Here is a 12,718-nt window from a genome sequence, read left to right as displayed (position 1 = left end):
GCACGGGAGCTGTTGTCTCGCTCGTCGGCACGCCTGTGACGGGCCGACGAAAGTCTTATGAGGTCAGCGTCACCGGGCCCGGGTGGCTCCCTGGCGCGTCGGCAACACGTCGACGGCGTTCCTACGCGGAAGCTTCCCCAGCCTTCGGCGGGGAGTCCCCACTCGGCACCGTCGCGGCGTCGCGATCTGGCGCGAGCGGGTCGGTGACCGTCCCGGACTCTTCGTGGAGCGGCCCCTGCGCCAGCCTGGTCACCGCTGCGGGGACCGGCGGCGCGAGGTCGGCCGTCACACGGAGGCCGGACAGGACGTCGTCGGGTCGCACGGCAGGTGTCAAGTGCCGAACAACTAGCCGCAGTATCGCACAGGCGACAGGCTCGGGCCTATCCGCACCCTGTTCGAGCGCGTCAGCCGGCATGACCTCGAGCCGGGTGACGGCGTCGCGCGCGTCGAAGGCGCGCATGCCGTTCTTGGTCTTCCGCTCGACCTGGACGGTCTCGGCGGCGAGGAAGAGGGCGACCGCACGCTCCGCCTCGGCCGGCTCGACGCCGTCGAGCCGGAGCTGCCATACGGAGGCCTGCAGCCGCTCGGCGAGGCCGGAGGTACGGGCCTCCACCGCTTCGGTGATGTCGAGCCCGGTGGGCAGCGACTCATCGAGCAGCAGTCGCAGCTTCTCGGGGTCGCGGACCTCGGTGAGGCCGATCTCCAGGTACTCGGCCTCGCTGCCGACGCCGGTGGGCGCGGCGTTCGCGTACGAGACCTTGGGGTGCGGGGTGAAGCCCGCCGAGTACGCCATCGGCACCTCGGCGCGGCGCAGGGCCCGCTCGAAGGCGCGCTGGAAATCGCGGTGACTGGTGAACCGGAGGCGGCCGCGCTTGGTGTAGCGCAGGCGGATGCGCTGCACCGTCGGTGCGGGCGGTGGGCCTTCGGGCTGTCGCTTGCCCAGTGTCGTTCAGTCCCTCGTACGTCTGCGGAGGCCTTGTCGGGGCCCGTTTGTCATACCCAAGGTTACGCCGCGTCGCGCACAGGTGATGACGGGCGGTGCGGAGCAGCGGGCCCGCGGGGTTTCGGCCAAATCCCATCCTCGCCTCCGGCCACCGCCATTCGCATCTCGTATGCGTAACGGGTCTGGACCGGAACCGTTCCGTGGGACCGGTCCGCACCGCCGGGTCGAGATCGAACTCACCAACGAGGAGCGGGCCGCCCGGGCGTTCCTCGTCGGCGACCTGGCGTACGGCGTCGGCATCCGCCGGCTGACGACGGCGCCCCGCCGGGTCCCGGTCCCGCTCAGCGATGGCCCGGCGGGACGCGCTTGCCGAACTCCGGGGCGCGCTTCACGAGGTCCGGGACGGGCGCCGCGCTCTGCTCCGGAAGGCGCGGGGCGCTCTTCGGCGCCCCGAACAGCATCCGGCGGGCGTCCGCCCGGGCCTCGCGAACGGTCACACGGACGGTGCGCAGCGCGTCCTGAACGATCTGCCGGGCCTCACCGACCGCCCGTCCGACCGGCGCGAGCACTTCGCGCCGCGTCCAGCGGCCGACGGCGCGCACGGCGTCGGCGGCCGGCACGAAGACGGTGTGCCACACCCAGCGCGCCGGATCGCCGATCAGGGTCCGCGCCAGCCACTTCAGCCCGCGCCCCACCGCCCGCGAGATGTACCCGGCGACCCGCCAGGCATGGCCGAGCGCGGCGGCGATCTCCCGCCCCACCGGGGCCAGTACATAGCGGTAGAGGGCCACGACGGGCACCACGAGCAGATACCGGAGCAGCCAGCCGACAGCCGTGCCGACGGCCTCGGCCGACCAGGTGAGGGCCGTGCCGAGCGCCCGCACCGACCACGCCGCGGCCCGGCCCAGCGGCGTCAGCACGTACCGGTGGAACGCGACCACCGGCACCACGAACAGCACCCGCCCGAGCCACACCGCGGCGGTGCCGGACGCGCGAGCCGTCCGGACCGCGGCATGGCCGAGCGGCGTGAGTACGTAGCGGTAGAGAGCCACGGCCGGTACGGCGACCAGGTAGCGGAGCAGCCGGCCGGCGGCCGTGCCGAGTGCCCGCACCGACCACCGTGCGGCGTGGCCGGCCGGCGTCAGCACGTAGCGGTACAGGAGCACCAGCGGAACGACGACCAGCACGCGCAGCAGCCACCGCACGGCCGCGCCGGTGCCGTGGCCGGTGGCCGCGAGGGCGGCGGCCAGCGCGCGGGCGGCGGGGGCCAGGACGGCGGTGTGCAGCAGCCGCAGCGGCCGGACGAGGAGGTGGGTCACGAGCAGGACGACGCCGGTCCCGAGCAGCCGGACCAGCGCGGCCAGGCCGGATCCGGCGGCGCGCAGCGACCACGTCACGCCCCGGCCGAACGGCGTCAGGACGTAGCGGTACAGGGCGCCGAGCGGCACCACGACCAGCGTGCGCACCAGCCACCGGGCGGTGGTGGCGGTCCCCCGGCCGGCCGGGACGAGTACCGCCGTCCAGAGCCACACCAGCGGGACGGCGATGAGGACGCGGCCCAGCCGGGCGAGGGCGCCGCCCAGCCACCGGAGGGCGCGGCCGGTGCCGCGGGCCACGGCGCTGAGCGGTTCGACGACGACGCGCCGCCAGAGCCAGCCCAGGCCGGCGCCCAGACCGCGGCCCAGGGCGGCGAGCGCGTCCCACGCCATCCGCACCGGAAGGATCACGACGAGCGCGAAGATCCGCACCGGCATGCGTATCGCGACCGTCAAGCAGCCCTGGCCGGTGTCCCGTTCCCCCGTCACGCTCATGCGCGCACGGTACGTGACGCCGGCCGGAACCCAGAAGCGGAGGGCCCCCGGGCAGCTCGCCCGGGGCCCCGCCCTACGTCCCCGCGTCCGTCAGACGGCCGCCGGCGCGGTGTCCTGCTCGGTGTCGGAGTCGATCCCCTGGAGGTACTCCTCGGTGATCTCCTTCGGCCCGAACGGCCAGACCTTCTCGAAGCGGGCCCACAGGAGGAAGGCGACGCAGCCGAGGGTGACCCACGCCAGGGACCACTCGATGGGGTGACGGCCGGGCGAGTTCTTGTCCGCGTAGCCGTAGATCACCAGCCAGCCGACGAGGGCGATGATGCTCGGCAGCGGGTAGAGCCACATCTTGTACGGCCGGTGCAGACCGGCCTGGCGGCGGCGCAACACCGAGACCGCGAGGATCTGCGCGAGCGCCTGGACGATCACCATGACGGTGGTGAGCAGTTGGATGAGGGTGGCCAGATCGGTGTGGCGGCCGATGAGGAAGCCGATCGCGGTGATGACGCCCATGGTGGCCAGGCCCAGCATCGGGAAGCGGTGCTGGGCGTGCAGCTTCCCGTACTGGCGGAAGAAGACGCGGTCACGGGCCGCGTCGTAGGGCACCCGGGAGCCGCCGAGGAGTCCGGTGAAGACCGAGGCGAAGGCCGTGATGAGGATGAGGACGGTGACGGTGTCGGCGGCGCCCTTGCCCCAGGTCTTCTCCATGACCGCGGAGGCGACCGACGAGGAGGCGATGTCGTCGGCGTTGAGCATCCGGTGCCAGTCGATGACCCCGAGGGTGCCGATCTGGAGCAGCAGGTAGATCCCCATGATGCCGAGGATCGAGAAGATGATGGAGCGCGGCAGGATGCGCCCGGGGTCCTTGATCTCGGCGCCCATGTACGCGGTGGTGTTGTAGCCGAGGTAGTCGTAGATGCCGATGGTGAGACCCGCGGCGAAGCCGATCCAGAAGGTGTGGCTGGTCAGTTCGAAGGCGTGCGCGGGGTAGGTGAAGGCCAGGTCCGCGTCGAAGTGGGTGAACGCGGCGAGGATGACCAGCGCGACCGACAGGATCATCACGCACCACATGACGGCGGTGATGCGGGCGATGTGCTCGATACCACGCCACAGCAGCAGGACGACGAGCGCGATCATGCCGAGACCGACGGCGTCCCCCGCGTTCTGGCCCATGTCGGGGGCCAGATAGCCGAGGTACTGGACGAAGCCGACGACTCCGGTGGACATGATCAGCGGGATGAAGAGCATGGCCGTCCAGACGAACAGGAACGGCATGAGCTTGCCCGAGCGGTACTGGAACGCCTGCCGGAGGTAGACGTACGAGCCGCCGGAACCGGGCATCGCCGCGCCCATCTCGGCCCAGATCAGACCGTCGGCCAGCGCCAGCAGGGCGCCGGCCAGGAAGCCGATCACGGCCTGCGGCCCGCCGAACGCGGCGACCATCAGGGGGATGGTGACGAAGGGTCCGATGCCGCACATCTGGCTCATGTTGATGGCGGTGGCCTGGAACAGGCCGATACGGCGGACAAAGCCGCCAGCAGGTGGCGGGGAGCCGGACACGGTGCCTCCCTGGGCAGGTGACGGGGACGGGGAGCGGACTGCCGTTTCGCCAGTGCAGGGGTTCGCCTCGGCGCCGGGCGTGCTTAAGTTAAGTACCTTTACTTGATGCGTCAAGGGGTCACGGCGATATGCATGAGAATGGTGCGATGAGCAGCAGCGACGGTGGTGCGGAACAGCCCTGGAACCGACAGCGACTGCGCAGCACCAACGAGCGGCTCCTGCTGGAGCGGCTGCGGACCGGGGGCGTCGCCTCCCGCGCCCAACTCGCCCGCGAGACCGGCCTGTCCAAGCCGACGGTCTCCAGCGCCCTCGCCTTCCTCGAACTGGCAGGACTGGTCCGCGAAGCCGGCCTGCACACCCCCGAACGCGGCCGCGTCGCCGTGCTCTACGCCCCCGACGCCTCGGCCGGCTACGCGCTCGGCATCGACATCGGCCGCGCGTGGCTGCGGGTCGCCCTCGCCGACCTCGACGGAACGGTCGTCGCCCGCGCCGACGTCCGCAACCGCGCCCGCAGCTCCGCCGCGATGGCCGACCTCGTGGTCGCCACCTCCCACCAGGTCGTCGCCGACTCCGGCGTCGCCCCCGCCAAGGTCGCCCACGCGGTGGTCGGCACCCCCGGCGTGTACGACGAGACGCAGCGCCGGGTCCGCTACGCCCAGCACCTGCCCGGCTGGGGCCGGGCCGGCCTCTTCGACCGGATGCGGGACGAACTCGGGGTACCGCTGGCCGTCCACAACGACGCCAACCTGGCGGCCCTCGGCGAGTACACCTTCGGCGTCGGCGCGGGCAGCAAGCTCTTCGTCTACGTCATGATCGGCACCGGGCTCGGCATGGGCGTGGTCTCCGAGGGCCGGCTGTTCACCGGCGCGCACGGCGCGGCGGGCGAGATCGGCTATCTGCCGTGGGCCGGCCCCGGCCACCACCGGCCGGACACACCGGACACCCTGGAGAGCGCGGTGGCGGCCGACGCCGTCGTCCAGGCCGCCCGCGGGCTGGGCATGAGCGGCCCGCTCACCGCCAAGGACGTCTTCGACGCGGCACGGGCCGGCGACGTCGCCGCTGTGGCCGCCGTCCGCCAGGAGGGGGAACGGCTCGCGCACACGGTGGCGGCGGTGGCGGCGGTGCTGGATCCGGACCTGGTGGTGTTGGGCGGGGGCGTGGGTCACAGCGCGGACCTGCTGTTGAGCACGGTCCGGGACACCTTGCGGGCGCTGACACCGCTACGACCGAAGGTGGTGCCGAGCGCCCTCGGAGAGGACGCGGTGGTTCTGGGCGCGGTGGCCACCGCGCTGGGAACAGCACGGGATGTGGTGTTCGAACAGCGGTCGGCATCGTCCTAGGACGATGCCGACCGCTGCGGTTGCTACTTGACGACCGTCAGCGGGAGCAACTTCTTGCCCGTCGGGCCGATCTGGATGTCCAGGTCGAGCTGGGGGCAGACGCCGCAGTCGAAACACGGGGTCCAGCGGCAGTCCTCGACCTCGGTCTCGTCCAGCGACTCCTGCCAGTCCTGCCACAGCCAGTCCTTGTCGAGGCCCGAGTCCAGGTGGTCCCAGGGCAGGACCTCTTCCTCGGTGCGCTCGCGGGTGGTGTACCAGTCCAGGTCGACGCCGGTGCCGGGGAGCGCCTTGTCGACGGCGCGCATCCAGCGGTCGTAGCTGAAGTGCTCGCGCCAGCCGTCGAAGCGGCCGCCGTCCTCGTACACCGCGCGGATGACCGCGCCGATCCGGCGGTCGCCGCGGGAGAGCATGCCCTCGACGATGCCCGGCTTGCCGTCGTGGTAGCGGAAGCCGATGTTGCGGCCGTACTTCTTGTCGTTGCGGATGGCGTCCCGCAGCTTGGCGAGCCGGGCGTCGGTCTCTTCGACGCCGAGCTGGCCCGCCCACTGGAAGGGGGTGTGCGGCTTGGGGACGAAACCGCCGATGGAGACCGTGCAGCGGATGTCGTTCTGCCCGGTGACCTCGCGGCCCTTCTGGATGACGTTGCGCGCCATGTCGGCGATCTGCAGGACGTCCTCGTCGGTCTCGGTGGGGAGCCCGACCATGAAGTACAGCTTCACCTGGCGCCAGCCGTTGCCGTACGCGGTGGCGACCGTACGGATCAGGTCCTCCTCCGAGACCATCTTGTTGATGACCTTGCGGATGCGCTCGCTGCCGCCCTCGGGGGCGAACGTGAGGCCGGACCGGCGCCCGTTGCGGGTCAGCTCGTTGGCGAGGTCGATGTTGAAGGCGTCGACCCGGGTGGAGGGCAGCGACAGGCCGACCTTGTCCTCCGTGTAGCGGTCCGCGAGGCCCTTGGCGATCTCACCGATCTCGCTGTGGTCCGCGGAGGAGAGCGAGAGGAGGCCGACCTCCTCGAAGCCGGTGGCCTTGAGGCCCTTCTCGACCATCTCGCCGATGCCGGTGATGCTTCGCTCCCGCACGGGGCGCGTGATCATGCCGGCCTGGCAGAAACGGCAGCCGCGGGTGCAGCCGCGGAAGATCTCGACGGACATCCGCTCGTGGACGGTCTCCGCGAGCGGGACCAGCGGCTGCTTCGGGTAGGGCCACTCGTCGAGGTCCATGACGGTGTGCTTGGAGACCCGCCACGGCACGCCCGAGCGGTTGGGGACGACGCGGGAGATCCGGCCGTCCTCCAGGTACTCGACGTCGTAGAACCTGGGGACGTACACCCCACCGGTCTTCGCGAGCCGGAAGAGCACCTCGTCACGGCCACCGGGACGGCCCTCGGCCTTCCAGGCGCGGACGATGTCGGTGATCGCCAGCACCGCCTGCTCGCCGTCGCCGATCACCGCGGCGTCGATGAACTCCGCGATCGGCTCGGGGTTGAAGGCCGCGTGGCCGCCCGCGAGCACGATCGGGTCGTCGAGCGTGCGGTCGGCGGCGTTGAGCGGGATGCCGGCGAGGTCCAGCGCGGTGAGCATGTTGGTGTAGCCGAGCTCGGTGGAGAAGCTCAGGCCGAACACGTCGAACGCCTTGACCGGACGGTGCGCGTCGACCGTGAACTGCGGAACCTGGTGCTCGCGCATCAGGGCCTCCAGGTCGGGCCACACGCTGTACGTGCGCTCGGCGAGGACGCCCTCGCGCTCGTTGAGCACCTCGTAAAGGATCATGACGCCCTGGTTGGGCAGGCCGACCTCGTACGCGTCCGGGTACATCAGCGCCCAGCGCACATCGCAGGCGTCCCAGTCCTTGACGGTGGAGTTCAGCTCCCCACCGACGTACTGGATGGGCTTCTGGACGTGCGGGAGAAGCGCTTCCAGACGGGGGAAGACCGACTCGACAGGCATCAGAGATGTCTTTCATCAGCGGGCAGGGGTGACCCTCAAGACTAGCGCGCCTTCGGAGTCGCCTTCGCCCGGTGGAAATCCCGGCCGTGCGCCGCACCGGATCACGGCCGGAGATCGGCCTCGCGCCAGCGCTCCGGGAGCTGCTCCTCCACCTCGATCGCGCGGGCCCGCTCCAGCTGGCTGAGCGCGCCGTACGGGAAGGCGCTCTCGCCCGCCGCGACGGCCTCCCCGGCCAGCCGGGCGATCGCGACCCGGCACATCACGCTGTCCTGGTGCTCGCCCAGCAGCTGCTGGACGGACTTCATCCGGGCGGTGTGCTCCTTCGCCGGGGAGCCGAGCACCGGGCGGGCGGCCTCGGCGCAGTAGCGGGCGCGCTTGGCCGCCTTGCGGGCCTCGTGCAGCGCCAGATCGCGCTCCTGGCCGCGTTCGACGGCCATGGCGGCCTCGACGAGCCTCCGCAGCCGCCGGTGGTCCCGGCGTACGGCCTTCTGCAGCGCGGGCGTCGCGGCCGCCTTCGCGCCCTCCAGGTACGGCGGGTCCGAGAGGAGTGCCTCGACCGTGTCCAGCACCTGGAAGTAGTGCGGGCCGCCGAGCACCCGCAGCACGGCGGCGTGCGTCTCGCCGTGCGCCTTGGTGCCTTCCGCGAGCAGCCGGCTGCGCAGCGTTTCGTCGATCAGGTCCGGGGCGAGCTCCGTGAGCCGCTCCTGCAGCCGCTCGGCCAGCACCTCACGGTCGCGCTCCGTGCCCAGCACCGCGCCGAGCCACTTCAGCTCCTCGCCGACCGGGTCGGTCACGGCCCGGTCCAGCTCCCGGCGGAAGGTCTTCAGGGCGCTGCGCGCCCGCCGGGCCGCGACCCGCATCTGGTGCACGGCGTCGGGCTCGGCCCGCCGGACCTCGGGGTCGAGGGCGATGAGGGCCCGCAGCTGCTCGTACAGATAGGCCAGCGCGGCGTCCCCGGCGGTGAGGATCTCGGCGGGCGGTCCCGGCGGGACGATCGCCGCCGTCAGCCGGTCGCCGAGGGCGCGGGCGAGCTTGGAGGGCGAGTCCGAAAGGTGCAGTCCCACGGCGGCCAGCCGCTGCTCGACGGCGTCCAGGAGCGCGGGCTTGCCGCCGACGAGTTCGACCTCGAACTCGGTCCAGGTGATCGCCAGGGCCTTGCTCGCCGGGCCGGCTCCCAGCAGCTGTGCGGTGACGTGGTCGTGGGCGATCTCCGCCAGGGGCTCCCCCGCCGCGTCCAGCAGATGCTGCCGCTCGCGGTGGTTCTTGAGCCGCACGACGGGGATCAGCCGCCGCCCCCGGGTGTGCACGGCCACCTCGGCGGCCAGGTCCTTCGGGACGGTGCGGGTCGCGCGTCCGAGCGGGGCGTGCACCTCGGTGCGGGTGTCGGCCTCGGTGGTCGGCAGTTTCAGATGCCAGCCGGCGTCGTCCCCGCCGGTGCGGCGGCGCAGGGTGATCCTGCGGGCCGCGAGGCGCAGGTCCTCGGTGTCGAAATAGACGGCGTCGAGTTCCGCCGGATCCAGGTCACAGCTGCTGACGACCTTGGGCAGCCCGCTGAGATCGGGCTGCTCGAACCGGCCGTCCGCTTCGTACTTGCGCTCGGTCTCCCGCACACGCTTACCCATGAAGGGAACGTAGTCGCGGGTTCCGCTGCGGGCAATGGCGCGTACCTTGCCACCGGCCGGTTCGTTCCGGCCGGTGGCGGCGATCAGGCGGACATCGGGCGCTGTATCCGGACCGCCTGGAGCAGTCCGATGGCGATCCAGATCGCGAACATCGACGAGCCGCCGTACGACACGAAGGGCAGCGGCAGGCCGGCGACCGGCATGATGCCGAGCGTCATCCCGATGTTCTCGAACGCCTGGAACGCGAACCAGGCGACGATGCCGGCCGCGACGATCGTGCCGTACAGGTCGGTGGCGCTGCGGGCGATCGCGCAGGCCCGCCAGACGATCAGCCCGAGCAGGACGATGATCGCGGCGGCCCCGGCGAAGCCGAGCTCCTCGCCGGCGACGGTGAAGACGAAGTCGGTCTGCTGCTCGGGCACGAACTGGCCGGTGGTCTGGCTGCCGTGGAAGAGCCCCTTGCCGAACAGGCCGCCGGAGCCGATCGCGATGAGCGCCTGGTGGGTGTTGTAGCCGACGCCGGCCGGGTCCAGGGCGGGGTTGGCGAACGCCGCGAACCGGTCGACCTGGTACTTGTCGAGCACGCCGAGCTGCCAGATCAGCGCGGCCCCCACCGCGCCCGCCGAGATCAGGCCCAGCACCCAGCGGTTGGAGGCGCCGGAGGCGAGCAGCACACCGAGGATGATCACCGCCATCACCATCACCGAGCCGAGGTCCGGCATCAGCATGATGATCGCTATGGGCAGCGCGGCCCAGATCAGGGCCTGGAGGACGGTGCGGTGGTCGGGGTGCACGCGGTCGCCCGCGTCCACCCGCGCCGACAGCAGCATCGCCATGGTCAGGATGATGGTGATCTTCACGAACTCGGACGGCTGCAGCGAGAAGCCGCCGCCGATCACGATCCATGAGTGCGCGCCGTTGATCGTGGTGCCCAGCGGGCTGAGCACCGACAGGATCAGCAGCACCGAGATCACGTAGAGCACCGGCACGACACCGCGCAGCCGGCGGTGTCCCAGCGCCACGACGCCCGCGGCGAGGCCGAGGCCGATGCCGGTGTTCATCAGATGGCGCAGCAGGAAGTAGTACTGGTCGCCGTGGGTGAGGTTGGTGCGCCCGCGGGTCGCCGAGTAGACAAGCAGCGTGCCGATCGCCGACAGCGCGAGTGCGGAGCCCAGCAGGACCCAGTCCATCCGGCGCAGTATCGAGTCCCGGGCGAGCAGTTTGCCCAGGGTGCTGCGTTCCGGGGTGAAGCGGCGGATCGTGTAGCCGTTGGCGGTCATGAGACGTACCTCCGGCCCAGCAGGAGCTTGTCGTCGCGGCCGGGGGCGAGCGCGGCGAGCACCGGGCCGCCGGCGGGCGCGGAGGGTGCGCCGGACGACGGGGCGAGGGTGGTGACGGCGGACACGGCACGGACGACGGAGCCGTCGTCGGCGAACTTCGGCAGCTTCGTCTCGGGGGTCGGCAGCAGCGCCTTCTTGCTGTCGATCGAGCCGTTGGCCTGGATGCCGTACATCGCCTCGTAGATCTTGCGGATCGCGGGTCCTGAACCGCCGGAGCCGGTGCCGCCCTGCGAGATCGTCATGACGATCGCGTAGTCCTTGGTGTACGTCGTCAGCCAGGACGTCGTCTGCTTGCCGTCGACCTCGGCGGTACCGGTCTTGGCGTGCAGCTGGATCTTGTCCTGCGGCCAGCCGGAGAAGCGCCAGGCGGCGGTACCGCTGGTGATGACGCCGGCGGTGGCCTGGTTGATGTACTTCAGGGTCTCGGCGCTGTCCGGCAGCTTGCCGGTGGCCTTGGGCGCGATCGGCTTGATCGTCTTGCCGTCCGCGCTGACGATCGCCTTCCCTATGGTCGGCTGGTAGAGCGTGCCGCCGTTGGCGAGGGCCGAGTAGATCCGCGCCATCTGGACCGGGGTGACGAGGGTGTCACCCTGGCCGATCGCGAAGTTCACCGAGTCACCGGCGCGCATCACATTGCCGTCGACGCAGTTCTCGCGGGCGATCTGGGTCGCGTAGTCCTGCTTGTTGGTCTTCCCCTCCCGGCACCAGTAGTCCACGTTGGCCTCGAAGTAGGCCTGCTTCCACTGGCGGTCCGGGACCCGGCCCTTGACCTCGCCCGGCAGGTCGATGCCGGTCTTGGCGCCCAGGCCGAACTGGTGGGCGGTCTTGTAGAAGAAGTCCTTGGGGTTCTTGGGCTTGGTGCCGCCGTCCGCGAGCCACTGGTTGTACGAGAGCCCGTAGAAGACGGTGTCGCAGGAGATCTCCAGCGCCTTGCCGAGGTTGATCGCGCCGAAGCTCTCGCCCTCGAAGTTCTTGAACACACGGCCGCCGATGGTCATCGACGAGGTGCAGGGGTAGGCGCCGTCGAGCGGGTATCCGGCGTTGACGGCGGCCGACGTGGAGATCACCTTGAAGGTCGAGCCGGGCGCCGACAGGCCCTGGATGGCCCGGTTCAGCAGCGGGTAGTTCGAGTCCTTGCCGGTCAGCTGCTTGTAGTCGGCCGGCGAGATGCCGCCGACCCACGCGTTCGGGTCGTACGTCGGGGCGCTGGCCATCGCGATGACCTGGCCGGTGTGCACGTCCATGACCGTGACCGCGCCCGAGTCGGCCTTGTAGTTGGTGCCCGTGACGGTGTCGAAGGTCTTGCGGGCCTCCACCATCGCGTCGTTCAGCTCCTTCTCGGCGACGGCCTGGACGCGCGAGTCGATGCTGGTCACCAGATTGGCGCCGGGTTCCGCGGGCGTGTCACCGGCCCGGCCGATCACCCGGCCGAGGTTGTCCACCTCGTAGCGGGTCACGCCCGCCGTACCGCGCAGCGCCGCGTCGTACTGGCGCTCCAGGCCGGAGCGGCCGACCTGGTCGGAGCGCAGCAGCGGCGTGCCGTTCTTCTGCGAGGAGGCGATCTCGTCGTCCGTGACGGGCGAGAGGTAGCCGAGCACCTGTGCGGCGTTGGCCTTGCTCGGCGCCGGGTAGCGGCGGACGGCGGTCGGCTCCGCGGTCACACCGGGGAAGTCCTCGCGGCGCTCCATGATCTGCAGCGCCTGCTGGGTGGTGGCCTTGTCGGTGATCGGGATCGGCTGGTACGGCGAGCCGTTCCAGCAGGGCTGGGGGGTCTTGGCGTCGCAGAGCCGGACCTTGGCGATGACGTCGGCGGGCGGCATGGCCAGCACCGCGGCGAGCCGGGTGAGGACGGCCTTGCCGTCGTCCTTCTGCTTGAGCAGCTCGGTGCGGCTGGCGGATACCACCAGCCGGGTCTCGTTGTCGGCGATGGGCACACCGCGCGCGTCCAGGATCGCCCCGCGGACCGCGGGGGTCACGACCTGCTGGATGTGGTTGCTGGCGGCCTTCTCGGTGTACTCGTCACCGTTGCGGATCTGCAGGTACCACAGGCGTCCGCCGAGGGTGAGCAGCAGGGAGAAGACGAGGATCTGCAGGATGACCAGGCGGATCGTGACGCGGGAGGTGCGGCCGGTCTCGGGAATGTTAGACATCGGCGC

Annotated in this window: 8 protein-coding genes; 1 reads left to right on the top strand and 7 read right to left on the bottom strand. The window is 71.2% G+C overall.

Translation table 11 applies throughout. From position 1 onward, the window contains the following. Positions 1-121: 121 nt before the first annotated feature. The 3 genes from C6N31_RS09150 to C6N31_RS09140 all read right to left on the bottom strand — a co-directional run bounded on the left by C6N31_RS09150 (position 122) and on the right by C6N31_RS09140 (position 4,311). Entirely contained in the window at positions 122-901 is a 780-nt protein-coding gene (locus C6N31_RS09150; RefSeq protein ID WP_138357744.1) for a TIGR03936 family radical SAM-associated protein, read from the bottom strand. 383 nt (positions 902-1,284) lie between these two features. Then, positions 1,285-2,754, bottom strand: a complete 1,470-nt coding sequence (locus C6N31_RS09145) for a hypothetical protein (protein WP_198357362.1) — start codon at positions 2,752-2,754, stop codon at positions 1,285-1,287. Positions 2,755-2,844: 90 nt separating this feature from the next. Next, complete coding sequence (locus tag C6N31_RS09140) at positions 2,845-4,311, bottom strand: APC family permease (RefSeq protein WP_198357361.1); 1,467 nt, start codon at positions 4,309-4,311, stop codon at positions 2,845-2,847. 146 nt (positions 4,312-4,457) lie between these two features. On the opposite strand from C6N31_RS09140, the gene C6N31_RS09135 reads away from it, so the two are divergent. Then, positions 4,458-5,651: an ROK family transcriptional regulator gene (locus C6N31_RS09135; protein WP_232484968.1), complete on the top strand. Its 1,194-nt coding sequence runs from the start codon at positions 4,458-4,460 to the stop codon at positions 5,649-5,651. A 23-nt stretch (positions 5,652-5,674) separates the two neighbouring features. Here C6N31_RS09135 and C6N31_RS09130 read toward each other — a convergent pair whose 3' ends face one another. The 4 genes from C6N31_RS09130 to mrdA all read right to left on the bottom strand — a co-directional run bounded on the left by C6N31_RS09130 (position 5,675) and on the right by mrdA (position 12,712). Continuing rightward, positions 5,675-7,600 carry a TIGR03960 family B12-binding radical SAM protein gene (locus C6N31_RS09130; protein WP_138357748.1) on the bottom strand — a complete coding sequence of 642 codons (1,926 nt, stop codon included), beginning with the start codon at positions 7,598-7,600 and terminating at the stop codon, positions 5,675-5,677. Positions 7,601-7,701: 101 nt separating this feature from the next. Further along, positions 7,702-9,222, bottom strand: coding sequence for a CYTH and CHAD domain-containing protein (locus tag C6N31_RS09125; RefSeq protein ID WP_198357360.1), 1,521 nt, complete (start codon positions 9,220-9,222; stop codon positions 7,702-7,704). 83 nt (positions 9,223-9,305) lie between these two features. Further along, positions 9,306-10,502, bottom strand: a complete 1,197-nt coding sequence (rodA, locus tag C6N31_RS09120) for a rod shape-determining protein RodA (RefSeq protein ID WP_138357750.1) — start codon at positions 10,500-10,502, stop codon at positions 9,306-9,308. Then, entirely contained in the window at positions 10,499-12,712 is a 2,214-nt protein-coding gene (gene mrdA, locus C6N31_RS09115; RefSeq protein WP_138357751.1) for a penicillin-binding protein 2, read from the bottom strand. The genes rodA and mrdA overlap by 4 nt, the downstream gene beginning before the upstream one ends. Between the last annotated feature and the right edge of the window lie 6 nt (positions 12,713-12,718).

This window comes from Streptomyces fildesensis, from assembly GCF_016107395.1.
GTDB lineage: Bacteria > Actinomycetota > Actinomycetes > Streptomycetales > Streptomycetaceae > Actinacidiphila > Actinacidiphila fildesensis.
Note: the sequence above shows the minus strand (reverse complement) of the source record. Positions and strands in the feature narration are given on the sequence as shown.